Source organism: Nocardia amikacinitolerans NBRC 108937 (genome assembly GCF_001612615.1).
GTDB lineage: Bacteria > Actinomycetota > Actinomycetes > Mycobacteriales > Mycobacteriaceae > Nocardia > Nocardia amikacinitolerans.
In genome coordinates, this window is the sequence record NZ_BDAU01000083.1 from 1 (window position 1) to 24371 (window position 24371).

At 68.8% G+C, this 24371-nt stretch carries 21 protein-coding genes and 1 pseudogene; 11 read left to right on the plus strand and 11 right to left on the minus strand.

What is annotated here, in order from left to right:
* Positions 1-438 precede the first annotated feature (438 nt).
* From tyrS to NAM01S_RS36900, 5 genes and pseudogenes are all read right to left on the minus strand, one after another.
* Entirely contained in the window at positions 439-1731 is a 1293-nt protein-coding gene (gene tyrS / locus NAM01S_RS32605) for a tyrosine--tRNA ligase (protein WP_067793005.1), read from the minus strand.
* A gap of 100 nt (positions 1732-1831) precedes the next feature.
* Positions 1832-2521 carry a DNA-3-methyladenine glycosylase gene (locus tag NAM01S_RS32610; RefSeq protein WP_067793007.1) on the minus strand — a complete coding sequence of 230 codons (690 nt, stop codon included), beginning with the start codon at positions 2519-2521 and terminating at the stop codon, positions 1832-1834.
* 255 nt (positions 2522-2776) lie between these two features.
* Positions 2777-3043 carry a sigma-70 family RNA polymerase sigma factor family protein gene (locus NAM01S_RS36890; RefSeq protein WP_253799224.1) on the minus strand — a complete coding sequence of 89 codons (267 nt, stop codon included), beginning with the start codon at positions 3041-3043 and terminating at the stop codon, positions 2777-2779.
* Positions 3044-3248: 205 nt separating this feature from the next.
* Positions 3249-3344: pseudogene (locus NAM01S_RS36895) on the minus strand (sigma factor-like helix-turn-helix DNA-binding protein); the annotation flags it as partial.
* The gene (locus NAM01S_RS36900) at positions 3320-3892 is read right to left on the minus strand and encodes an NAD(P)/FAD-dependent oxidoreductase (protein WP_255284354.1); all 573 of its coding nucleotides are present in this window, start codon (positions 3890-3892) and stop codon (positions 3320-3322) included. The pseudogene NAM01S_RS36895 and the gene NAM01S_RS36900, both read right to left, overlap by 25 nt.
* A gap of 230 nt (positions 3893-4122) precedes the next feature.
* Between NAM01S_RS36900 and NAM01S_RS32620 the strand changes: the two genes are divergently transcribed.
* The 4 genes from NAM01S_RS32620 (at position 4123) to NAM01S_RS32635 (ending at position 8151) form a co-directional block, all read left to right on the plus strand.
* Positions 4123-5646, plus strand: a complete 1524-nt coding sequence (locus NAM01S_RS32620) for a multicopper oxidase family protein (protein WP_084483506.1) — start codon at positions 4123-4125, stop codon at positions 5644-5646.
* A gap of 77 nt (positions 5647-5723) precedes the next feature.
* Positions 5724-6455: an ABC transporter ATP-binding protein gene (locus NAM01S_RS32625; protein WP_067793014.1), complete on the plus strand. Its 732-nt coding sequence runs from the start codon at positions 5724-5726 to the stop codon at positions 6453-6455.
* Positions 6452-7246 (plus strand): ABC transporter permease, encoded by a 795-nt coding sequence (locus NAM01S_RS32630; RefSeq protein WP_067793017.1) that lies wholly within the window; start codon positions 6452-6454, stop codon positions 7244-7246. Before NAM01S_RS32625 ends, NAM01S_RS32630 begins: the two co-directional genes overlap by 4 nt.
* 212 nt (positions 7247-7458) lie before the next feature.
* Positions 7459-8151 (plus strand): TetR/AcrR family transcriptional regulator, encoded by a 693-nt coding sequence (locus tag NAM01S_RS32635; protein ID WP_253799216.1) that lies wholly within the window; start codon positions 7459-7461, stop codon positions 8149-8151.
* Positions 8152-8282: 131 nt separating this feature from the next.
* Here the strand turns inward: NAM01S_RS32635 and NAM01S_RS32640 are convergent, their stop codons facing one another.
* From NAM01S_RS32640 to NAM01S_RS32650, 3 genes are read right to left on the minus strand one after another with little or no spacing between them, the layout of a single operon-like run.
* Entirely contained in the window at positions 8283-8501 is a 219-nt protein-coding gene (locus NAM01S_RS32640; RefSeq protein WP_067793020.1) for a Trm112 family protein, read from the minus strand.
* Positions 8502-8511: 10 nt separating this feature from the next.
* Positions 8512-8997, minus strand: coding sequence for a GtrA family protein (locus NAM01S_RS32645; protein ID WP_157108034.1), 486 nt, complete (start codon positions 8995-8997; stop codon positions 8512-8514).
* 58 nt (positions 8998-9055) lie between these two features.
* Positions 9056-11308 carry a putative glycosyltransferase family protein gene (locus tag NAM01S_RS32650; RefSeq protein ID WP_169810943.1) on the minus strand — a complete coding sequence of 751 codons (2253 nt, stop codon included), beginning with the start codon at positions 11306-11308 and terminating at the stop codon, positions 9056-9058.
* Between the two features lie 179 nt (positions 11309-11487).
* Here NAM01S_RS32650 and NAM01S_RS32655 point away from each other — a divergent pair, with 179 nt between their 5' ends.
* On the plus strand, positions 11488-12570 hold the full coding sequence (locus NAM01S_RS32655) for a glycosyltransferase family 2 protein (protein ID WP_084483508.1): 1083 nt from the start codon (positions 11488-11490) through the stop codon (positions 12568-12570).
* Positions 12560-13699, plus strand: a complete 1140-nt coding sequence (rffA, locus tag NAM01S_RS32660; RefSeq protein ID WP_067793022.1) for a dTDP-4-amino-4,6-dideoxygalactose transaminase — start codon at positions 12560-12562, stop codon at positions 13697-13699. Before NAM01S_RS32655 ends, rffA begins: the two co-directional genes overlap by 11 nt.
* Before the next feature lie 68 nt (positions 13700-13767).
* Here rffA and NAM01S_RS32665 read toward each other — a convergent pair whose 3' ends face one another.
* The 3 genes from NAM01S_RS32665 to NAM01S_RS32675 form a co-directional block, all read right to left on the minus strand.
* Entirely contained in the window at positions 13768-14367 is a 600-nt protein-coding gene (locus NAM01S_RS32665) for a class I SAM-dependent methyltransferase (RefSeq protein WP_157108035.1), read from the minus strand.
* Positions 14368-14550: 183 nt separating this feature from the next.
* Complete coding sequence (locus NAM01S_RS32670) at positions 14551-17499, minus strand: acyl-CoA synthetase (protein ID WP_067793024.1); 2949 nt, start codon at positions 17497-17499, stop codon at positions 14551-14553.
* A 169-nt stretch (positions 17500-17668) separates the two neighbouring features.
* A complete protein-coding gene (locus NAM01S_RS32675; protein WP_067793026.1) occupies positions 17669-18454 on the minus strand; it encodes a bestrophin-like domain in 786 nt (261 codons plus the stop codon).
* A gap of 326 nt (positions 18455-18780) precedes the next feature.
* Here NAM01S_RS32675 and NAM01S_RS32680 point away from each other — a divergent pair, with 326 nt between their 5' ends.
* The 5 genes from NAM01S_RS32680 (at position 18781) to NAM01S_RS32700 (ending at position 24299) form a co-directional block, all read left to right on the plus strand.
* Positions 18781-20187: a family 2B encapsulin nanocompartment shell protein gene (locus NAM01S_RS32680; RefSeq protein WP_067793030.1), complete on the plus strand. Its 1407-nt coding sequence runs from the start codon at positions 18781-18783 to the stop codon at positions 20185-20187.
* A 15-nt stretch (positions 20188-20202) separates the two neighbouring features.
* Positions 20203-21876 (plus strand): family 2 encapsulin nanocompartment cargo protein terpene cyclase, encoded by a 1674-nt coding sequence (locus tag NAM01S_RS36905; protein ID WP_253799214.1) that lies wholly within the window; start codon positions 20203-20205, stop codon positions 21874-21876.
* Positions 21877-21907: 31 nt separating this feature from the next.
* Positions 21908-22780, plus strand: coding sequence for a geranyl diphosphate 2-C-methyltransferase (locus NAM01S_RS32690; protein WP_067793032.1), 873 nt, complete (start codon positions 21908-21910; stop codon positions 22778-22780).
* Complete coding sequence (gene idi / locus NAM01S_RS32695) at positions 22777-23355, plus strand: isopentenyl-diphosphate Delta-isomerase (RefSeq protein WP_067793034.1); 579 nt, start codon at positions 22777-22779, stop codon at positions 23353-23355. Before NAM01S_RS32690 ends, idi begins: the two co-directional genes overlap by 4 nt.
* A 593-nt stretch (positions 23356-23948) precedes the next feature.
* Positions 23949-24299, plus strand: a complete 351-nt coding sequence (locus tag NAM01S_RS32700) for a hypothetical protein (RefSeq protein WP_067793036.1) — start codon at positions 23949-23951, stop codon at positions 24297-24299.
* Positions 24300-24371: the final 72 nt, after the last annotated feature.

Below are 24371 nucleotides of genomic sequence, written 5' to 3' on the forward strand. Positions count from 1 at the left end.
AATGTCCGACCCTCCACACGGGGAGTGGAAGAGCCGGAACCAAATTTCAAAATTTGGCACTGACATTCATCGACACACTATTGAGTTCTCAAAGAACACACGCACACCCATCCGCGCCGGTCTCACCCGGTGCTTCTGAGAGGCAACTTTCCCAGCCTAACCGGCCTCTCGTCTGGAGTCAAGTCCATTCGATTGTCCTGGTCCTTGCGGGCCGCCAGGCGCTCCTCGTCCTACCTCGTGTCCCGGTCCACGCTCAGCCTCTCGGCTTGGCGTCTCGGCTCCGGGTCGGTGTCCGTGTCGCTCTGACGTTGAATAAGTTACGCGGCGACGAACGCGGCGTCAAATCCGCACTACACCGATGTAATTCCGCAGGTCAGAGGCTTGCGCTCGGGCCGAAAACGGGCTTGGGCCACACGAATGTGACCCAAGACACCAAGATCAACTCGCGGTGGCGCGCCGGACGCCCGCGATATTGCGCTTGCCCCTGCGCACCACCAACCAGCGTCCGTGCAGGTAGTCGCCCTCGGCAGGTGTCCATTCGAGGTCGGAGATCTTCTGATTGTTGACCGACGCGCCGCCCTCGTTGACCGCGCGGCGTGCGGCGCCGCGGCTCTCGGACAGTCCGGTGGCGACGAGCAGATCGACGATCGTGTCGGGCTGACCGGGCGCGACCTCGGCCAATTCGCCGTCGACCGCGGCCTCGCGCAGGGCGGCGGCCAGCGTCGGCTCGTCCAGTTCGCGCAGCTCGCCGCGGCCGAAGAGGGCCTGGCTCGCCAGCTGGACCGCACGGGTGTGCTCCTCGCCGTGCACCAGCGTCGTCATCTCGGCGGCGAGCCTGCGCTGGGCCTCCCTTGCGTGCGGACGCTCCTCGGTCGCCGTCTCCAACTCGGCGAGCTCCTCGCGGGAGAGGAAGGTGAACCAGCGCAGGTACCGGACGACGTCGGCGTCGGCGGTGTTCACGAAGTACTGGTACCAGGCGTACGGGCTGGTCATCTCCGGATCGAGCCAGAGGCTGCCGCCGCCGGTGGACTTGCCGAACTTCTTGCCGTCCGCGGAGGTCACCAGCGGCACGGTCAGCGCGTGCACCGATTCCCCGTCGACGCGGCGGTTCAGCTCGACGCCCGCGATGATGTTGCCCCACTGGTCCGAACCGCCGACCTGCAAGCGGCAGCCGTAGTTGCGGCGCAGCTGCAGGTAGTCGTTGGCTTGCAGCAGCATGTAGCTGAACTCCGTGTAGGAGATGCCCTCGCCGTCGAGGCGTCGCTTGATGGTGTCGCGGGCCAGCATGACGTTGACCGAGAAGTGCTTGCCGACGTCGCGCAGGAAGTCGACGGCGGTGAGCTGCCCGGTCCAGTCCATGTTGTTGGCGATGATCGCGCCGGTGGGCGAATCGTCCAGGTCGACGAACCGCTCGAGCTGGGAGCGGATCCGCTGCGCCCACTCGGCCACCGTGTCGGTCGAGTTCATGGTGCGTTCGCCGACGTCGCGCGGGTCGCCGATCAGGCCGGTCGCGCCGCCTGCCAGGACGATCGGCCGGTGCCCGGCGCGCTGGAAACGCTTCAACGCGAGCAGCGGGACCAAGTGGCCGGCGTGCAGGCTCGCGGCGGTCGGGTCGAAACCGGCATACAGGGTCAGCGGCCCGTCGGCCAGCGCCGCGCGCAGGGCGTCGAGGTCGGTGGACTGCGCGATCAGTCCGCGCCAGGTCAGTTCGTCGATGATGTCGCCGCTCACGCCGTCCCATCTTTCCGCACCGCTGTCCTGCGCCGATGCGCAGGTACCGGGGGCGATTCTCCGCGACACGGTCCGCGGTCGCGGTGCAGGCCGGGTCCGTCTAACTCCTGGCACCACCGCGCGTGCCTCGGCGAACTCGGCCACCGGCTCCTGGAACGACCGAGGGGGCCGCGGCGGCGAGGGGCGCGCGGGGACTGCGCCGGTACGCCGAGACCGCGGGCGAGGACGGTAGCCAGAACCGCCACGGACGATCGGCGGCCGTGCTGACGCCGACGCGCGGACCGCTGGCGATCTGGGCGGCATCGATCGCGCCGTCGAGCTCCAGCCGGATCGGCGAAGCCTGATCGAACAGTGGCGTGCCGTAGTCGGCCAGGGTGATGCCGAGGACGGTGCCCAGATTCCCCGGCCCTCGCCCCAGGTCCGTGTCGGAGCGCGCACCTGGCCGCCGGGAACGCGCGACATCCAGGCCCTCGACGACCTCACCCGCCCTGATCAGAACCGCGCTGGCGATACCGTCCGGGCCGCTGGTCACATTGATACAGCTGTGCATGCCGTAGCTGAGGTAGACGTAGAGGAAGCCGGCGGGGCCGAACATCACCGCGTTGCGTTTGGTGCGCCCGCGCCCGGAGTGCGAGGCCGAGTCCGGCCACGGTCCCTCGGGATCGCCGCCGTACGCCTCGACCTCGACGATCCGGACGGCCACCGGCCCCGACCGCAGCGTGGCACCGAGCAGGCGACGGGCGGCAGCGGGCGGTTCGACCACGAGATCATCGAAAGACACAGCGGCCATTCTCCTCGGCCGCACCGACAACCGCCCAACCGCTGGTCAGCCGCCATGGTGAGCCCCCGGCAGCGACGGCTCCGAGCACACCTGCCGCGCCGCCCCCCTCATGTCGCTCGTCTCGCCGCACGACCGAGCGCCCCCGCACCACCGATCCCGCGGAATCGGCGCGCGCCCAACAGTGATCGGACGATCGTCTCGACCAGCACCCAGAGGCGCGAGCCACGACAGCGACGCCCGCTCCCCCACACGACGAGCTACGCGTCACCCCAGCGTCGACGTGCTCATCGTCAGCCCCTTCAACTTCCCCGGGTTGACCTGGAAGCGCAGGTTCTCGATGCGGCCGTCCACCAGGTCGTAGGTGAATGCGGCGACCGGGACATCGCCGATGCGGGCCAGCGCGCCGACTTCGCCGTTGATGTGGGCGGACTCGAGCACGATTCCCGCCGACTCGGGCATGGCGAGCACGCCGAGGATCCAGCGGGCGACGTGGTCGGGGCCGTGCAGCGGACAGCGGGCCGCAGTGACCACGCCGCCGCCGTCGGACCATCAGGTCACGTCGGGGGCGAGCAGGTCCATCAGCGCGTTGAGGTCGCCGCCCGCGCATGCCGCCATGAACTGCTCGGTGACGTGCGCGCGCTCGGTCGTGTCGGTGTCGAAGCGGGGGCGAGCGCACGTGGTTTCTTGCGCGGTGCGCGATCGGGCGGATGGTGGCCTCCGGCCGGTCCAGGGTGTCGGTGTCGGCGATCTCGGCGTGGCTGTAGCCGAACACCTCCCGCAGCAGGAACACCACGCGCTCGATCGGAGTCAGGGTTTCCAGCACCACGAGCATGGCGGTGGAGACGGTGTCGGCCAACTCGGTCCGTTCCGCGAAATCGGGTGTGGTGAGCAGGGGTTCGGGCAGCCAGGGCCCCACGTAGCTCTCGCGGGTGGCCCTGGCCGAGTGAGCCGATCGAGCGACAGGTTGGTGACGGGCGGGTGGCCCGGCCACCAGGCCAGAGCTGCACGGCGACGGTCATCTTCTTGCTGAGCCGGAAGGTCTTCGGCGGCGAGCCGCTCACGGTCTCCTTGTACAGCACCGCGGCGCGTCCGGTGAGATGGAACCGGCGCGGGGTGTAAGACGAGTTCGTCGTAGGGCAGCACGCGATCGCCGTCGACGGCGACCAGGCGTGCCTCGGGGTCAACGGAAGTCGCCCAGCCGCAGACGAATTCGACGCCGGTGCCGTCGAGGATCTCGGGGATCCGGTGATCGGCCAGTTCCTGCCCGGTGGCGATCTGGTGCATGCGCAACCGCTCGGTGAAGCGATCGGACGGGTTGACCAGCGTGATCCGCACGGGCAGGCGGCGGGTGCGGCGGGCCAGCCGCACGGCGGCAAGCATGCCCGTGTAGCCCGCGCCGAGTATGACGATGCGGTGTTCGGTGGTTCATGGCGGTGTCTCCGATTCGTTGCTCGGTCGCTGGTTGGCGACGACCACGGGACAGGCGACCGGCGCCGAACGTGGCACCGCGGATCGCGACCCGTGTCACGCCGCGATCGGGGCTGGTTCCAGGGTCGAAATGGGGACGCTCCCCGATGCGCCCGAGCACCCGAGATTCCTACCGTCGGTGCATGTCTTCGGTTTCCCGTCCGCGTCGATGGCGGCGGTTGTTCCTCGTTCTCGTTTCCTTCGTCGTCGTGTTGCTCGCCGCGATCGGCGGTTGTGCCGGTTGGGTCTACGTCGACGCGGCGGTCTCCACCGTCGGTCGCACGGAGTTTCGCAACGAGCTGGCGGTGCCGCCGCTTGCCGAGTCTCGCGTCGAGCCCGATGGGGCGCGCCTGTTCGAGCTCGACATGCGCACGGGCAGTAGGGAATTCCGGCCCGGGCAGGCCACGGAAACCTGGGGTTTCAACGGTGACTACCTCGGACCGACGCTGCGCGCCCGGCGCGGCGAACAGGTCAGGGTCCGCGTCCGCAACGGCTTGCCCGAGGCCTCGACGGTGCACTGGCACGGCATGCACCTCCCCGCGGCCATGGACGGCGGCCCGCACCAGATGGTCGAGGCGGGCGCGACGTGGACGCCGGAGTGGACGGTGGACCAGCCCGCGGCGACGCTCTGGTACCACCCGCACCCGCACGGCGAGACGGAGGACCACGTGCGCCGCGGCCTGGCCGGGATGTTCCTGCTCGACGACGAGCTGACCGAAACCCTCGCGCTACCAAGGAATTACGGCGTCGACGACCTGCCGGTCATCGTGCAGGACGTGACCTTCCGCGGCTCGCGCTTCGACGGCACCCACCGGATCTTCCGTGAAGTCGGCTTTCTCGGCGAGCAGACGATGGTCAACGGCACACTGGCCCCCTACCGCGAGGTCGGCGACGAACTGATCCGGCTGCGACTGCTCAACGCCTCCACCGCGCGCGTCTACACGTTCGGCTTCGACGACGCCCGCGCCTTCGCGCTCGTCGGCACGGACGGCGGCCTGCTCGAACGCCCGGCCACCCTGCACGAGCTGCCGCTCTCGCCGGGCGAGCGCGCGGAGATCGTGGTGCGGATGCGCCCCGGCGAGCGAACGGTGTTGCGCAGCAACAAGTTGGCCGCGGGCCTCGGTTTCTGGACGCAGCGCTTCAGCGGCGGCGACGACACATTCGACCTGCTGGAACTGCGCGCGGCGGCGACCCTGCGCCCCTCCCCGGCGCTGCCCGCGACACTGGCGCCCGCGTCCACCCCCGACGGCGGCGACTCGGTGACCGAACGCCGCTTCGAACTCGACCTGAGCGGCATCAACGGCCAACCGATGGCGATGGACCGCATCGATTTCGCCGCCACCCGCGGTTCCACCGAGACCTGGATCGTGCACAACCGCGACGGCATGCCGCACAACTTCCACATCCACGACGTGCAGTTCCGTGTGCTCGCGGTCGGCGAGAACGCGCCGCCGCCGCGGTTGACCGGCCCGAAGGACACCGTCTTCCTCGCACCGAACGAGACCGTGCGGCTGGCGGTGCGCTTCGACGGCCCCGCCGATCCCGACACGCCGTACATGTACCACTGCCACCTGCTGTGGCACGAGGATCTCGGCATGATGGGCCAGTTCGTCGTCGTGGAGCCCGGCGGCACGCCGGGACGTCCCCCGCACCGTCACGGGCATTGACACCACTTGCCGCGCCTGGCGCGACGGCGGTAAATTCATCACACAGTGAATTCAACACTCGATGAATTGAGGCCGTCATGTCTCACCCCTCGTCGGCTCCGGCCGTCGAAATCCGGAATCTGACCGTCCGGCGCGGCAAACGCGAAGTCCTGCACAACATTTCGTTGACCATTCCGCGCGGCTCGATCACCGGGCTGCTCGGACCGTCCGGCTGCGGCAAGACCACGCTGATGCGCAGCATCGTGGGCACCCAGATCGTGGCGTCCGGCGAGATCACCGCGCTCGGTCTGCCCGCGGGGTCCGCCGAACTGCGCAGGCGCATCGGCTACGTCACCCAGTCGCCGAGCATCTATCCCGATATCAGCGTCCGCGACAACGTCGCCTATTACGCCGCGCTGTACGGCCGCGATCGCGACGACACCGATACCGCCATCGCCGCGGTCGGCCTGCTCGACCACGCCGACCAGCGCGGCGACGAACTCTCCGGCGGTCAGATGACCAGGGCCTCGCTGGCTTGCGCGCTCGTCGCCCAGCCGGATCTGCTCGTGCTCGACGAACCCACCGTCGGGCTCGACCCCGTCCTGCGGGTCGATCTGTGGAAGCAGTTCCACGAGCTGGCGGCCGGCGGGACGACGCTGCTCGTCTCCAGTCACGTCATGGACGAGGCCGAGCACTGCGACAAACTGCTGCTGATGCGCGAAGGCGACGTGCTCGCCCAGCTCAGCCCCGACGAACTGCGCGAACAGACCGGCGAGCAGAACCTCGAACAGGCGTTCCTCACCCTCATCACGATGGGACGAGCGGCATGACCACGACAGCCCTACCTTCGAGCGTGACCCGGTGGACGCTGCGCCCGTACGCCGCGACCACCACCCGCATCCTGCGCCAGCTGCGCAACGACCACCGCACCGTCGCCATGATCCTGGTGGTCCCCGCCCTGCTGATGACGCTGCTGCACTTCATCTACGCCGAGGCGCCGACCGCGCCGCATCAGCCGCTGACGCTGTTCGACCGGGTCGGCATCAGCATGCTCGGCATCCTGCCGTTCATCGTGATGTTCCTGATCACCGCGATCGCCATGCAGCGCGAACGCACCTCGGGCACCCTCGAACGGCTGCTCACCACACCGTTGTCCAAGCTCGACCTGCTCGGCGGCTACGGCACCGCCTTCTCGCTGGCCGCGGCCGCGCAGGCGACCGTCGCGTGCCTGGTGTCGTTCGGGCTGCTCGACCTGGAGGCGGCGGGCAACCCGGCGTGGGTGGTGCTGATCGCGGTCGTCGACGCCATCTGCGGTGTCGCGCTCGGCCTGTTGGCAAGTGCGTTCGCGCGCACCGAGTTTCAGGCGGTGCAGTTCATGCCGGTCGTCGTCGCACCGCAGATCTTCCTGTGCGGTTTGCTTGTTCCGCGCGACCAACTGCCCGGCTGGCTGCAACCGATCAGCGATCTGATGCCGCTCAGCTATGCCGTCGATGCGCTGCAACAGGTTTCGATGAACCCCGAGGCGACCGCGGAGATGTGGCGCGATCTGGCTGTCGTCGCGGCCTTCGCGGTGGTGGCGCTGGTGCTCGGGGCGGCGACCCTACGCAGGCGGACCGCATGAGCTCGAACGAGAATCCGGCGACGAGCCCTCCGGCATCGAGAGAGTCGGAAGGCACGAGCGCGGACGAACGTGTCGCCACGGACTGCCCGCCGTCTGGCAGCGCGGCGCCGAAACGGGTGGCGCCCGGCGGCCGAGCGCCGAAAGCCGCAGCGGCGAAAAGGGTCTCGACCGCGGCCACGCGGCGACGTAACGGATCGCAACGAACCGATGCGGTGGAAGCCGAGGAGCGGCAGGGGCGTTCGGGACGGCGGCCGGGCAGATCCGGCGCGCGGGAGGCGATCCTCGCCGCCGCCCGCGCGCGGTTCGCCGAGGTGGGGTTCGACAAGACCTCGATCCGTGCCGTCGCGGCCGACGCCGGGGTGGATCCGGCGCTGGTGCACCACTATTTCGGCACCAAACAGCAGTTGTTCGGGGCGGTGGTCGAGCTTCCGGTGGACCCGGAGGTGATCCTGAGCGTCATGGAGAGCGCGCCGCTGGACCAACTCGGCCCGACGATTCTCGGCGCGGTGGTCGGCGTGTGGGACTCCCCCGCGGGTCCCGGCATCGTCGCCGCCGTGCGCAGCATTCTCACCGGCAGCGATCCGGTGCTGGCCCGCACCTTCATCCTGGAGGTGGTGCTCGAACGGGTCCGCAAACGCATCGCCACCCCGGAGGACGACGGGCACGCGCGGGTGGCGTTGGCGGCCTCGCAGATGATGGGGGTGCTGGTGGCTCGCAAGATCATCGGTGTCGAACCCCTGGCGTCGATGCCGATCGAGGAGCTGGTCGCCGCCGTCGGCCCGACGCTACAGCGCTACCTGACCGGCGACATCGGCTCGCCCGCAAGCGAATTCGCACCGACCGCCGAAACGATCGCAGGGCGGCGCCGACGACTCGAGCGTGGGCCGTCAGCGAATCCACCCTGAGAGGATTCCAGAGCGACGCAAACGCGCTGGAACATCGGCCGCAAGCGAACCCGCGCGAACTGCCGGGACGATCCCTAGGCGACGCCGATCTACTCGATCGGCCGCCCGAAGACGCGGCCGTCGTCGCGCGCTCAGGCGGTGAACGCCTCGTGCTCGGCCTCGGTGACGTCGCGCGCCTCATCGATGAGCAGCACCGGAATGCCGTTCTCGATCGGGTAGGCGCGGCGCAGGCGCGGGTTGTAGAGCAGCGCGGCGCCCGCGGCGTCGCGGACCAGCAGCAGCGGGCCCTTGTCCTGCGGGCAGGCGAGCAGGCTCAGCAGGGTGGCGTCCAACGCGGTTTCCTCCGGCATGATCGTGAACCTACCCGACCGGTTCGCCCGCTTCGACGGCCGGGCGACGGCGGAACGAGATGTGCCGATGCCCGAAGAAACTCGCCACCGCGACCAGCCCCATCACCACCACCGCGGAGGGCTGCGCGGGCAGGTGCAGCACCGTCACGGCCAGGTAGAGCAGCGCGGTGTTCAGCGCGAGACCGCCGGAGTTGACCGCGACGAAGCCTGCGAAATCGCGTAGCACGTGGCCGCGCACCCGGAACACGAGGGTGCGGTGCAGCACGAACGCGACGGTGATGCCGAGGGCGTAGGCCAGCGGGACCGCGACCAGCGGCGCCCACCCCGCGTCGGGCAGCACGGTCAGCCAGCCCACCGTCAGCGCCATGCCGAAGACCGTGTTGAACGCGCCGATCAGCGCGAAGGCGACCTCCTGCCGCCGGACCAGCCGCAGCAGCAGACCCGAAGCGGGCGCCGCCGCCTCGGTCGTCGCGATCGAACCCTGGTCAGTGCTCACGACACCGCCGCCGCGTTCACTCGCGCCTCGCCGCGGTCTGTGTCATCGAGACGCGCGCTCACGAGACCACATCCGCGAGCTCGCGCTCCGGCTCGCCCGCGGGACGTTCTTCGGAGTCCGCGTCGTCGTCGCGCCGCCGGGATCGCACGTACATCCACTGCAACACCCCGAGACCCGCCAGCCCGGCCACCATGGTCGCGATGCCGATCTTCCAACCCGGCGGACGCCAGGTCAGCACCAGTTCCGCGTCCTTCGTGCCCGCGGGAACCTCCACGGCGACGAAGGACTTGGCCACGGTGGTGATCGGAATCTGCTTGCCGTCCAGAGTGACTCGGTATCCGGGCCAGCCGAGGCGGGCGAAGACGACGCGGCCGCCCTGCTCCGAGCTCACCCGCACGCGGCTGGTGGTGTCGGTCTCGTCGATCGACGTGGCCGTCACGTTCTTCGTGTCCGAGACCCGCCCGTTCACGGTGGACACCGGACCGTCGACGCGCTCCAGCACCGCGATGTAGCGCTCGTGGCCCGGGTAGTCCACCCACTTCCAGCCCTCGGGGGCGGCTTGGTCGCGCGCGTCGGGGTACAGCGCGCGCTGCAACACCACCCGATCGAGCTTCATCAGGTCGACCAACGGGCGGCCCGTGGTCGGCTCCGGCGCGAACACCCTGCGGTAGGCGTCCGGGCAGACGCTGCTGTCCCAGCGCATGCACAACAGCTCGCCGAAGTAGAAATGCCCGGTGGGCGTGTAGCCGTTGACGTACTTCAGCTCCAGCGCCCTGGCGTAGTTGCCGAAGACCAGCGAGCCGTAGGCGGCGTCGATGTCGCGGTCGGCCGGTTGCAGCAGCCCGCGCTCGCCGAGCTGGAGGGTGGTTCCGGTGAAATCGGGGAACTTCGCCATCGCTTCCGTGCGGTCGGCGGGCAGGTTCCACGGCATCGGCGTCGGCTGCGCGGCGCTCACCTGGAAATAGGCGATCGGGAACATCGCGAAGATGGTCAGCGCGCATGCGGCAGCGATTCCCCGCTCGCGGGCGAGCCACACCACCCCGGCGCCGACGGCCGCGAGCGCGAGCGCGGCGACCACGTGCCAGAGCGCGTGTTGCGGGTCGGCCGAGAAGGACCGCACCCACAGCGCCAGGATCAGCACACCGCCCGCGATGCCGCGGTTCTTCCAGTTCTGGAATGTCCCGTAGCGGCCGAGCAACACGCACACCAGCACCAGCAGACCGATGGCCAGCATCGGCAGCACGCGCACCGGCCAGCGCAGCGGACCGATCGAACCGGGTCCGGCTGTCCACATCAGCATGATCATGGCGAACAGCGCGACCGCGCTCAGCTCGCGCCACGACTCGCGGGCCCGCTTCCAGTCGATGAACGCCAGCGCCGGGATCAGGAACCAGGCGATGTAGGTCAGCGGCATCGGCTGCACGTAGCCCCACCAGGAGGTGAAGGCGGGCAGCGAGCTGGGCAGGCTGGCGTTGAGCGATTCCGACCACGGCACGGTCAGGAACTGGTCGTTGTTGATCTGCGCCGTGCCGCGCCAGGTCACCTTGGCCGAGAGCATGCTGGGCAGGAAGGTCAGCAGTCCGGCCAGCCCGGCGCACAGCGAGACGGCCGTCAGCCGCGCGACGGGCCACCACTTGCGTTGATACACAAGCTCGCCGACGGCCACCGCGAGCAGCATCAGCGCCGCCTCCACGGCCGGGAAGATGTACTGCGTGGAGATCGTCAGATACAGGAAGACGAAGACCGGAATCGGCCCGCCCAGCCCGCGGGTGTAGCGCACCGACGAGGCCCACGCGTGCACCAGCCAGGCGGTGCCGGTCAGCGCGGTCATCCAGCTGGCCTGATCGAAGAACAGGAAGAAACCGGACAAAGGGAACGCGATACCGGCCACCGCGGACCAGGCCGGGCGCGCGCCGTAGGCCAGACAGATCCGGTAGACGCCGGTCGCGGCGATGATGGAGAAGATCAGCTTGACGACCGTCGCGTACAGCGCCACGTTGTCCACCGAGGGTGCGATCAGATCGATCAGCAGCTGCGGCGGATTGAACAGGCCCGCGTCGTCCATCGTGTTGTTGCCCGACATCCACTGCTCCGGGACCATCACCGGGAACTGGCCGTCGCGCAGCGCACGGCCGAGGCCCACCCACAGTGCGGTGTACTGCGATTCGGTGTCGTCGGTGAAGTAATGGCGGACGTTGGCGAGCAGCACCGCCGCGTATCCCGCGATCACCCCGAGCACTGTGATCGCGGCCCACCGGTGGACGTCCCGTCGCGAGTGCGGCCGCGAGTCGAGTACTGCACTGTCGGTCACGAGTTCCAAACCCTACAGCCCACCGCGGCGCTTGGCATCGGCCGCCGAGGTGTTGATGATGGTCTGATGAACTGCACCGGAAGGCCTTGTTCGCATCGTGCTACAGTTCACGGCGGCTCGGGCTCCGCTGTCCAGCGGGCAGTACCGGCACGCACCGTCATCGAAAGTTGATTCAGCTGATGCCGATTCCCTCCGCTCGCCCGTACTCCGACCCTGCCGCGGACGGACGTCCCGGCGTCGACCGGCCGCACGGCATTTCCGTTGTGGTTCCGGTGTATCGGGGCGAGAACACCATCGGCGGACTGGTCGCCGAGCTGCACGCGCTCACCGCGGGCTCGGAGACGCCGGGCGGCACCGCGTTCACCGTCCAGGAAATCATTCTGGTGCACGACAACGGGCCCGATCGTTCCGATGTCGTGCTGCAAGAGCTGGAGCAGACCTATCCCGAGGTGCGCACCGTCTGGCTGAGCCGGAATTTCGGCCAGGACGCCGCGACCATCGCCGGAATGTCGGCCGCGCGCGGCGACTGGATCGTCACCATGGACGAGGACGGCCAGCACGATCCGCGCTTCATCGGCGCGTTCCTGGACGCGGCGCTCAACGGGCGCGCGGACCTGGTCTACTCCAAGCCGACCAACACCCGCCCGCACGGTTTCCTGCGCAATCTGACCTCGCGCGGGGCCAAGATCGTGCTGGCGACGCTGTTCGCCTTCCCCGATTCCACCAGGTTCGAGAGCTACCGGCTGATTCGCGGCGCCATCGGCCGCCAGCTCGCCGAGGTCGCCTCCAACGGCGTGTACCTCGACGTCGCGCTGACCTGGGTGGTCGGCACGGTCGTCCAGGAGCCGGTGATGCTGCGCGCCGAGGGCCGCGAGGAGTCCGGCTACAACTACCGCAGGCTGTTCTCGCTGTTCTGGAAGATGGTGCTGTGCAGCGGAACCCGCGGCCTTCGCCTGGTCAGCATGCTCGGCGTGACGCTGGCGCTGGCCGGTGTGGTGATGGCGGGTGTCGTCGTGTACGAGGCACTCACGACCGACGGCTGGGCGCCGGAGGGCTGGGCCTCCACCATCGTGGTGCTGCTGCTGTGTTCCGGAGCGATCCTGTTCTCGCTCGGCCTGATCGCCGAGTATCTCGGTGTCGCCCTGCACATCCTGGTGGGCAAGCCGCTCTACCTCACCGTCGATTCACCGACGCCGCGCCCGATCGACGCGCGGGAACTGACCACGACCACGAGTAGGGGGATCGACCGGGTTGAGCACTGACCGCGTCATCTTCAGCCGCCCGTTCCGGGCGCGCCGGGAACTGGCCAATCTGGAGGCCGTGCTTGCCTCCGACCACAGCCATGGCGACGGGCGGTTCACCGCGTCGGCCACCGCGAAGCTCAAGGCCATCACCGGCGCGCCGCACGCGCTGCTGACCACCTCGTGCACCTCCGCGCTGGAGATGGCCGGTCTGCTGCTCGAGCTCGGCCCCGACGACGAAGTGATCGTGCCGAGTTTCGCGTTCACCTCCACGGCCACGTCGATGGCGCTGCGCGGGGCGACGTGCGTCTTCGCCGACATCGATCCGGCGTCGGGCAACCTGGATCCGGAATCGGTGGCCGCCTCGATCACCGAGCGCACCAAGGCCGTGGTGGTCATCCACTACGGCGGTGTGGCCGCCGACATGGCAGGCCTGCTCGCGCTAGCCGCCCAGCACGGTTTCGCCGTCGTCGAGGACAACGCGCACGGGCTCGGCGGCAGCTGGCGCGGGCAGCCGCTCGGCACCATCGGCACGCTGGGCACGCTCAGCTTCCACGACACCAAGAACGTGCACTGCGGCGAGGGCGGCGCGCTGCTGCTCACCGACGAGATCCTGATGGCGCGCGCGGAGATCATCCGGGAGAAGGGCACCGACCGTGCCCGCTTCCTGCGCGGCGCGGTGGACAAGTACTCCTGGCAGGACATCGGTTCCAGCTACCTGCCCAGCGAGCTGAACGCGGCGGTGCTCGACGCGCAGCTCGACGAGTTCGACACGATCCAGTCCGGCAGGCATCGGGTGTGGGACGCGTACGCCGCCGGCCTGGCGGACTGGGCCGCGCGCAACGACGTCCGGCTCATGACGGTGCCCGAGGACCGCGCGCACACCGCGCACCTGTACTACCTGCGCACGCCCACGGAGCAGCGCCGCGACGACCTGATCGCACACCTCGGCGGTCTCGGCATCTCGGCGCCGTTCCACTACGTGCCGCTGGACTCCAGCCCGGCGGGCCTCAAGCTCGGCCGCACGCCCCGGCCCTGCGTGCGTAGCGCGGAGTTCTCCGGAACCGTTGTGCGCCTTCCGCTCTGGCCGGATCTGCGCGACGAGCAGGTCGCCAGGGTGATCGAGGCGGTCACCGCCTTCACCGTCTGACCCGCGCGACCGACCGACCGAACGTCACCGTCACCCGGTCGGGCGCGGTGGCGGTCACCTTCGGTCGTTCACGCCGTCAGCACGTACAACTTCTCGCGGCCGCCCGCGATCAGTGCGCGGTGGGCGATGCGCGGCCGGTAGCGATCGAAGAATTCGTCCAGGGTCGCCTCGGTGAAGCGGTGCGCCTGACGACCGTCGCCCGCGTTGGTGAACCGTCGTCCGACGGTGGCCAGGATTCGGTTGCGGCTGGTCGCGAGGTTGCGGACGGGTTCGGCGACGATCACGGCCTTGCGCGCGGCCGCGAGCATCCGGTCCAGCACCGGTCCCGGCTCGGGCAGGAAGTGGTAGAGGCTGGCCTGCATGATGACGTAGTCCGCCTCCGGCAACGGCGCGTCGGAGCGCATGTTCCAGACCAGGCCGCGACCGCCCGCGCGGGAGACGCCCGCGACGAAACCCTCGTTGAGGTCGAGCCCGGTGTAGTCGACGGACTTGGCGCGCAGGTAACGGGTGTACAGCGTCGCCGGACCGCAGCAGACGTCGACAACCTCGGCGCCGTCGGGCACCAGCCCGGCGATCGCGCCGTACCTGGCCGCGTAGTGGCGGCCGTACAGCCCGCGCATCAGCAGCTCGTACACGGCGCGATTGCGATAGATGAGGCTTTGACTCACCAAGTACCCCTGAACGGTTGTCGGACGTCGGGTGCGGCCTCCGGCGCCGCGCGGGCGGACCCGCGCACAAACTATGCCAGCCGACGCCGCGACGCGAATTGTCCGGGTGCGCGAGCCGCGGCGAATCCGGCGGATCTACAACACGTTCCGGCCGCACCGGGGGCCGGTGCGGCCGTATTGGGTTCAGTCACCGAACAGAGCGCGGGCCTCGGTCTCGGTGAGCACCTCGTAGTTCTCGGTCTCGCGGTGGTACCACCAGGTGAGCGGACCCGGTTCCGGCCGCCCGGCCGCCTGCACCGCCCTGGTGGACGGCCGGTAGCTCGAGCTGCGCGGAATGTCGTCGACCACGTACACCAGGTCGGGCCGCTGCTCGGTGTCGAGGGCGCGCATCGCCTCGGTGACGTCCTTGGGCTCCAAGTGGAAACCCGCCCGCACGGACACCGCCGCCACAGCCAGGCAGTGGTCGCCGACCGGAAGGCCGTAGGCGACCTCCATGTCGACGGCGGTGATGTCGTTGAGCACGTCCACGATCGGCTGGGTGAACACCGGGCCGCGGGCACTGTGGATCACCGTGTCCTTGCGGTCGACCAGCCAGTAGTCGCCGTCGCTGTCGCGGCGGAACAGATTCTCGGTCGGCATCCACGAGTCGCCCGGGGTGAACACCCCGCGCAGGCCGCCCTCGGAGATGTCGACGCCCTCCGAGGCCCGGCCGAGCAGCAGGCCGACCTCGTTGTCCGCGCAGCGGCGGGCGAAACCGGCATCGTCGACCAGGATGCGGCCCTCGCTCGGGTCGTAGGCCACCAGTTCGACCTTGGCGGTGCCCGGCACCGGGCGGCCCTTGCAGCCCGCCTTGGCTCCGGTCACGTTGGCGAGCACCACATCGCCCTCGATGGAGGCGTAGAACTCCAGCACCCGCGCCGGCTCGAACTGGTCCATGGTGCGCCGCCACAGTCCGGCGGGCATCCCCGAGCCGATGAACAACCGGATCGGGTGGCTGTGCCCTGCGGGGAACACCCCGGCGTCGAGGATGTCGCGCAGCATCGTCCAGGTGTAGGTCACCACCGTGACGCCGTAGCGGTGCACCTCCTCGGCGAACTGCTCCGGATCGAGCGACCTGGCCAGCGCGATGCGGCTGCCGCCCGCGATGGCGCCGCCGAGGCTGACCAGCAGTCCGGACGAGTGGTGCAGCGGCGCGAGGCAATACACCGTGTCTTTGCGGTCGAGATCGGCGGTGGTCGCGGTGCCGAAGGCCGACAGCGCCCAGCGGTGGTTGGTGATGTGCTTGGACTCCAACCGGTCACCGGTGCCGGTCACCAGCACGAAGGCCAGCTCGCGCGCCAAACCCGGGTTGGGGCGATACCAGCCGGGCACCCGCACCTGGGTCGGATCGATCTGCTCGAGGTCGATCACGTTGTCGCCCAAGGTGATGTCGAGTCCGCGGGCGTCGCCGCCGCCCAACACCAGCACCCGTGCGCCGCTCGCCGCAGCTTGGCGCAGGTTTTCCGGATCGACGATCACCGTGTCGGCGCCGGTGAGTTCGATGGCGCGGTTCAGCTCGCTGCCCGGCGCGAGCAGCACCGCCACCGCGCCGAGGCGCGACAGCGCCGCCACCGTCACCAGGGCGCTCGGGCGGGTCTCCATCAGCACGCCGACCCGGGTCGCGGGCCGGATGCCGACGGAGATGAGCCCGCGCACCACGTTGTCGATGCGGACCTGCACCGCCGCGTTGGTGTGCACCCGGTCCTCGAAGAGGAAGCATTCGCGCAGCGGCGCCCGCTTGGCCTGCTCGGCGAGCAGCTTGCCGAGCGAGATGCGGGTGTTGGGCTGGATCCTGCCCAACCGGGTCAACCTGGGCACCGCCCGCGCCGCCTCGCCCGCCAGCTCGATCGAACCGCGCACGGTGTTGTTGGCGATGCCTTCCAGCGCCTTGCCGACCCCGGCGCCCGCCTCGGCCAGCGTCCCCGCGGTGTGCACCACCCGGGTGGCCGCCGAGCGCGGTCGGTTGGTCGCCACGTGCTCGGACATACGGAAGATCTCTTCGGGCAGCGGCTTGTCGCGGTCCATCCACTCCACCCACTGGCGCACCAGCGGCCAGGTGTGGTTGGTTGCCATGCTGCCCGCGACAAGACCGAAATGACCCGCGACCAGGCTGGCCTCGAAGACCTCGGCGTTCGGCGCCGCGCGCACGATGCCGCGCACCGCGGCGGGCTGGCCGATGTCGTCCACCTCGCCGACGAAGGCGAGGATCGGGCACTTCAGTTCGGCCAGCGAGATCGGCTGATCGCGAATCACGAAGCCGCCGAGCATCATCCGGTTGTGCGCGACGAACTGCTTGAGCAGGTCGGCGGCCGCGGGCCCGGCGTAGCCGACCCAGCCGTCGCTGTTGAGGAAACGGCGCTGACGCTCCTTGGGCAGCAGCGCCTCACGGTCGTGCAGCTGGCGCAGGAAGTCGATCCTGGCCTTGGCGGTCTTGACCGGGTCGAGCATCTGGAAGCCGAACCGCACCATCGAATCGGTGATGGGCAGCCGCGTCACCACGTGGTCGGCGAGGAAATCCGCCACGTCCGACACCAGGCCGTAGGGCAGGCCGAAGGGCATGCCCGCGACGATGTCGACCGGGCTGCCGAAGGTCACGATGCTCTCGACGCCCTTGCCGAAGCGGTAGGCGGTGGTTTGGTAGGCGAACATGCCGCCCTGCGAGTAACCCATCAGGTGCACGTTGCTGCCGGTCGCCTCGCAGACCGTGTCGATGGCGCTGCTCACCGCGAGCACGTGGTCGGCGAGATCGCGCTCCCAGCCGCCCTCCTCGCTCGCCGGAGAACCGAAATCGACCACCCAGCAATCGATTCCGCCACGATGCAGGATGCCGACGGCGCCGTCCTCCGCGTTCACGTCCCAGATGTCGGCATTGACCATCAGCGGCGGCACCAGCACCGCGACCGGGCGACCGGGCGTGGCCTCGTCGGGGAAATAATGGCGCAGCCGATACATCCTGCGCCGCTCGACCACCTCGAAGGGCGACGACTCGACATCGTGGGTGAGTCCACCGAAGCGGATCACCTCCAGGCCGTTCTGCGCGGTCGCCATCAACCGCTGCACCGAACCCACCAATTCCTTACCGAAGTTCACCATCGCTCCTGGCCCTACCCTGCAATGTGCCCACACGACCTCCGCGCGCTCGGCGCGAAGAGACACCTTCCGACCCCCGGGGAAGTATGCCGTCCACGCGTATAGACGAGCTTCCCACATCGGGGTGATCTCATGTGTCGGCTGTGACAGGTTCCATGGCAGGTGAGCGCGGTCACCGCCCCATGACGTGGATGTACATGCTCTCGAACGGTTCGGGGCTGACGCTGAGATCACCGCGGAACGGATAGTCCATGGCCGCGATCAGGAAGATCATCGCGCCGAGGAAGAAGGCGAACAGACCGCCGAGCACCAGGTGCGCGCCGCGACTCAGGCTGAACATGCACAGCAACACCAGGTTGACCGCGCCGCCGACCAGGATGACCCACCACAGCACATCGGGCATGCCGCCCGCGGTGGCGTTGATCCGGTGCCTGCGGTCGGAGTCGAACTGCGCGAACTGTTCGATGGTCGCGGCGTGCACGATCTCCTGCGCGGTCGTCTGCGGCTCGAAAGCCAACAGGTTCGTTTGGAACCGGGTCACCAGAGCCGTGCCGCCCATCGGCTCGCGCCCCTCGCGCAGCGCGGGCCACGCCTCGGTCAGCACGTTGTCGGCGTAGTCGACCAGATCCTGCTGAAGCTGAGTGCGCTGCGGCTCCGGGTAGGCGCCCACCTCGCGGTAGAGCGTGCCGAGCGCGGCGGCCTCGTCGGCGACCAACGCCTGTGCGGTGTCGTAGGACTCGTAGGTCGCCGCCGCGATCAGGCCGAGCAGCAGGCCGTAGAACACGCCGCCGACGGTCAGCACCATCGTGACGGTGTCGTTCTTGCCGGGCTCGGGCCCGAAGATCCTGATCACGTACTTGCGTGACACCAGGATGCCGACGGAAGCGAGTAGCACTGCGGTGCCGGTGATGATGAGGAAGACCAGCCAGATCGGCAACACGTAGATCCACGTGAACATGGGACAGAAGATAGCCAGCCGACCGCGAATCGTCGGCGAATCCATCATTCATCCCAGGATGTTCGCGCGCGTCGCCGTGCCGTTATCTGTCGTTATCCGATCGAACGCATGTCGTAACCATCCGAAACCGTTCGGCGGAATCTGCGAATTTCGCTGCGCCGCAACACTTCCGCCACCTACCATCGATGCCGTCTGGAACGCACTGTCGCACAGATCTTTTCCACTCGAATGCCTCTCCATTCGCAGACCATTTCCGGTCTGCTGATCTGCCGTGCCCAAGAAGCACCATCGACCGTCCCGGTGACCCCTCGAGGTGAGGACCACGCATGACCATCGAAATGCCAGTCCAATCGGAAAACAACGTTCGCAAGAGCCTGAGCACGGGCGCCGCGCACCAGCTGGCGCACACCACCAAATCCGAACCGCAGATGCAGGGAATCAGCTCGCGCTGGCTCACCCGCACGCTGCCCTGGGTGCAGGTCAACGGCGGTGTCTACCGCGTGAACCGGCGCCTGACCCACACCGTCGGCAACGGTGAGGTCGAATTCGTCGTCGACGGCGGACAGGCCCACGTGATACCGCTGGAACTGCAAGAACTTCCGCCGTTGCGCGGATTCGACGACGAGGAAACGCTTTCCGCGCTCGCGCGGCGTTTCGAACAGCGCGATCTCGAACCAGGAACTGTCGTCACTGAATTCGGCAATCCGATGAATCAGGTCATTCTGATCGTGCACGGCAAGCTGGCCAAAATCGGCTCAGGCGAATTCGGCGAACAAACGAAGGTCGGCATGCTCGGCACCGGTGATTACTTCGGCGCCGAAACCTTGCTCGATGCCTCCGCCATCTGGCCGGTGACCGTCAAGACGGTCACCAAGACGACCATGCTCGTGCTGCCCCGGCAATCGCTCGACGAAATGGTCGACGCCGCACCGGCATTGCGCGAGCAACTCGAACGCGTCGCCGCCGCGCCCGCCCACCGGCAGAATTCCAAGGGCGAGGCCAACATCGAGGTCTCCTCGGGCCACGACGGCGAGCCGCTGCTGGAAGGCACCTTCGTCGACTACGACGCCTCCCCGCGCGAATACGAGCTCAGCCTGGCGCAGAGCGTGTTGCGAGTGCATTCGCGCGTCGCCGACCTGTTCAACGATCCGATGAATCAGGTCGAACAGCAGTTGCGCCTGACCATCGAGGCGCTCTACGAACGCCGGGAACACGATCTGGTCAACAATCCCGATTTCGGGCTGCTGCACAACTGCGATCTCAAACAGCGCATCTACACCGAGTCCGGCCCGCCGACCCCGGACGACATGGACGAGCTGCTGAGCATGCGCCGCAGCACGAAAATGTTTCTGGCGCACCCGAAAGCGATCGCCGCGTTCGGCCGCGAATGCACCAAGCGCGGGATCTATCCCGATCCGGTGGACGTCGACGGACACCGGGTGCCCGCGTGGCGCGGCGTGCCGATCTACCCGTGCGGCAAGATCCCGGTCAGCGACAACGGGACCACCTCGATCCTCGCCATGCGCCTCGGCGAGAAGGATCAGGGCGTAATCGGATTGCACCAGACCGGAATTCCGGACGAGTTCGAGCCGAGTCTGAACGTGCGCTTCAAGGGCATCGACGACCAGTCGATCATCTCCTACCTGGTCAGCTGCTACTACTCGGCCGCCGTGCTGGTCCCGGACGCCCTCGGGGTGCTCGACAATGTCCTGGTCGCCCGGCAGGCGGACTAGCCGGGGTGATGACCGATGTCGGTGCTCTCCCGCGCCGCCGCGCCCGCCGCCACGCACGATCTGGCCGCCGACGTCGTGGCGCTGCTCACCAACACGGACAGCACGGCGCCCGCCGAGCTGTTCGCCGAAGCGGTAGCCGAATCCCCGGCGCCGCCGACCGATTCGAGTCCACCCGCGCGAGCGGCCGGCCCGACGCCGGTCCAGCTGCTCGGCCCGAGGGGGCTCGGGTCGGGCGCGCTGCGGTTGCCCGTCGATCGCACCGCCGGACCGACCACGCCGTACCTGGCGCCGGACGGTCTGGCGCTCGGGCCGTCCGCACCCGACGCCGCTCCGGTCGCGGACGGCGTCGACGAGGCTCCGTCCGGTTCGCCGGTCGGGAACGTCGCGCACTCCGTCGGGCCGGCGCAGGGGGCCGGTCCGGCGGGGTCGCGGCGCCCGCCGATTCCGTCCGGTCCCGCCGTTCCGGTCGCCGGAAGAATCGACGGCCGCGTCGCCGCACCGGAAAGCAACGAGCACGCATCCGGCGCAGGCGGGATGTCCACGACGGATGGATTCCGGTCTCGAATTCCCCTGGGACCGAGCGGATTGGGGACCGCGGGCTCGGCGGTGCGTCCGGCACCGGTCGCAACGTCCGATCCGGCGCCCGTCCCGCTCGGCCCGACCGGGCTCGGCACGGAATCGACGCGGCGCGGTGGCGGTAGCTCTCGGATACCGCCGCTCTATTGTCCGCCGCCGCTGCGCGACGATCCGACGCTGGCCGAGGCGGTGAACGAGGGACTGCTGGCTTGGGCCGAGGACATCGGGCTCTACGCCGGTCGCCTGGACGAGTTGCGCAAGGCCGACTTCGGACGGCTCATCATGCTCGCCCACCCCGACTGTTCCGACGCCGACCGGCTGCTTGCCGCGGCCAAATGCGCGGTCTCGGAATGGTCGGTGGACGACTACTACTGCGAGGAGGACGCCGACGACCGCGCACCGGACGGCACCCCGTCCAGCCCGGAGGCCGAACTGGGGCCGCGGCTCGAATTGTGTATGGCCGTCATGGATCCCGCGCATCTGCCCGCGCGCTACGCACCGCAGCTGGAACGGGCGTTGCAGGCCGATCCGATCATGCGCGCCTTCCGTACCTCGTTCGAGCACCTGGCCAAGTACGCCACCCCTGCTCAATTGGCCAGGCTGCGAACCGAGATCGCCGGCTGGTTCATCGCGCTGGGCGCCGAGGCGGGCTGGCGCGGCGCGGGCCGGATGCCGCCGGTCTGGGAATATCTCGCCAACCGCCAGCCGCACAGCTTTCTGCCGTGCATGGCCCCGATCGACGTACTCGGCGGCTACGAACTCTCGGCGGCCGAATACACCCACCCGGCGATGCGGCGCGTAACGACAACCGCGGCGCTCGCCGCCCAAATGGTCAACGACCTGTATTCGATGGCACGCGAAGACCTTTCCAACGGAAGGGAATTCAACCTCCCCACGGTGCTCGCCGCCGAAGAGCGGTGCTCCCGTCGGGAGGCGGTGCTGCACACCGCGGCGGTCCACGACGAACTCGTGCACCGCTTCGAACGCGAGGCCGCGCCGTTGGCCGCCGGCGGATCGCCGGAACTGCGACGCTTCCTCGTCGGACTGTGGGCATGGATGGGCGGCAACCGCGCCTGGCATGCCGACAGCCGTCGCTACACAGATGTCGGATAGCCGGTACCGCAACGAGAGAGGATGATCACGCATGACCATGCTCAACCCCAAGACCGAGGCCGTGCTGCGCACCAACTACCAGAAATCCGTTGCGGCGTACTGGAACAACAACCCCAACGACGACCGCGTCAACACCAAGCTCGGTGAGGTCGACGGGCTCTACCACCACCACTACGGCATCGGCGACCCCGATCTCTCGGTGCTGGAAGGTCCCGAGGAGACGCGCCAGCAACGGATCGTCGAGGAGCTGCACCGGCTCGAGACCGCGCAGGCCGATCTGCTGCTCGACCACCTCGGCGACGTCCGTCCCGGCGACCGGCTGATGGACGGCGGGTCCGGCCGCGGCGGCACCAGTTTCATGGCCAACCAGCGTTTCGGCTGCCAGGTGGACGGTGTCACCATCTCCGAGTACCAGGTCGGCTTCGCCAACGACCAGGCCGCGCGCCGCGGCGTCGCGGACAAGGTGAGGTTCCACTTCCGCAACATGCTCGACACCGGCTTCGACAGCGGCGTGATGCGCGGGATCTGGACCAACGAGACCACCATGTACGTCGACCTGTTCGACCTGTTCCGCGAGTTCTCCCGGCTGCTGGAGCCGGGTGGGCGCTACGTCTGCATCACCGGCTGCTCCAACGACGTCACCGGCGGGCGTTCGTCCTCGGTCAGCTGGATCGACGCGCACTACGGCTGCATGATTCATCCGCGCAGCGAGTACTTCCGCGCGCTCGCCGAGAACGGACTGGTTCCCATCGACGTGGTCGACCTCACGGCGGCCACCATCCCGTACTGGGATCTGCGCACGAAATCCGAGCTCGCGACGGGTGTGGAGAAGCCGTTCCTCACCGCGTACCGGGAGGGCAGCTTCCAGTACCTGCTGATCGCCGCCGATAAGGTGGGGAGGTGACCGAGACCCTCGCCCAGCCGTTGACCGACCGCGAGGCCCTGCCCGTCGAGCTCGTGGACGAGGCGGGCCGCGCGGTCGGCGCGTGCCCGGTCTCGGAGGCGCACCAGGCGCCTGGGCGACTCCATCGCGCGTTCTCCGTCTTGCTCTTCGACGCGGCGGGACGGGTGCTGCTGCAGCAGCGGGCCGCCGTGAAGACCCGCTTTCCGCTGCTGTGGGCCAACACCTGCTGCGGACATCCCGCACCCGGCGAGCCGGTCGCGGCCGCGGCGGCGGTGCGGCTCGCCGAGGAGCTCGGGCTGGCCACCACGCTCACCGAGGTCGGCGTCTTCCGCTATCACGCGCGGGACACCGCCACCGGACGCGTCGAACACGAGTGGGACCACGTGATCATCGGCCTGCTCGACGCGGGCATGCCGAGGCCCGACCCCGCCGAGGTCGCCGCGTACACGTGGATTCAGCCGGAGGAGCTGCGTTCGGCGCTCGCGGAGGATCCGGCGAGTTACACGCCGTGGTTGGCGGATGTGTTGGAGATCGCCGACGCGGCGCATCACGCGGGGCGTGCGGGGTCGCTCTGAGTAGGGAGTAGCGGCGCCGGCGGTCGGCAAAGCCGCAATGGTCGGCAAAGCTGTGGCCCAGCCCATGAGTTGTCGGGCTGGGTCCTTCCTTCTCGAAGTTTCGACTGCCGTCGGTGACCGATATCGCTGATCGTCACGGCCTCGATCGATGTACCGGCAGACGCTGCCGCTGGTCGTCTCGGCTGCTGGCTCGGTGAGTGTGCGAAGAGTCCGCACTTCGAAAGGTGGGCTTCCCCTTCCTTGCTGGTCTTGAAGGAGTCGAACCATGTCGCGGAGTCACGTTTTGAGTCAACATGCGTTGATGCGCATATCTACGTAGCGGCATCTTGCATTCTCTCCGCAGCCGTCGGTGGACCTGGGGGCGGAGGCCGCAGGTTATGGGCTTGGCGGCGCAGGTGGGCGAGCCCGCGTACTCGCCATGTCGCAGCGCCAACCGGAGCGGCAGGTCCCGGCGCGGTCCGAATTGGAACTCGTCTCGGGCGGTACTCCTTCAGAAGCTTGGGGAAATCACAGGATCGGCACAGGGTCAGTCCAGGGGCGGCCCCGATGCTGGAGGCGTACGGAAATCCGGGGGCGATTGCGAGGTACGCGGCATGGTGGAGATCGAGGTCACTGGAACGACGGTGACGGTCAAGGTGCTCGGCGGACATCGACTGCTCGCACTGCGCGACCAACTCAGTTTCGACCTGCGCGATGTCACCGAAGTCGCGCCCGCCGAGGTCGATCTGCGACCGCCGTGGGTGCGCGCGCCCGGCACCTTCTTCCCCGGCGTGATCGCCGCGGGCACCTTCCGAGGCAAGGGCCGCAAGGAATTCTGGGACACCCGTTTCGACGGCTCGGGCGTGCGCGTCGAGCTCAGGGGCTCGGAGTTCACCCGGCTCGTGATCGATGTCGCCGAGCCCGCCGACATCCTCGGCGCGCTGCGCACCGCCGTCGCGGCCTGACCCACTCCCCTCCCCCGCCGGTTCCCGACCGGCGGGGTCGAATCGTTGATCGCCGCCGGATCGCTCTAAGCG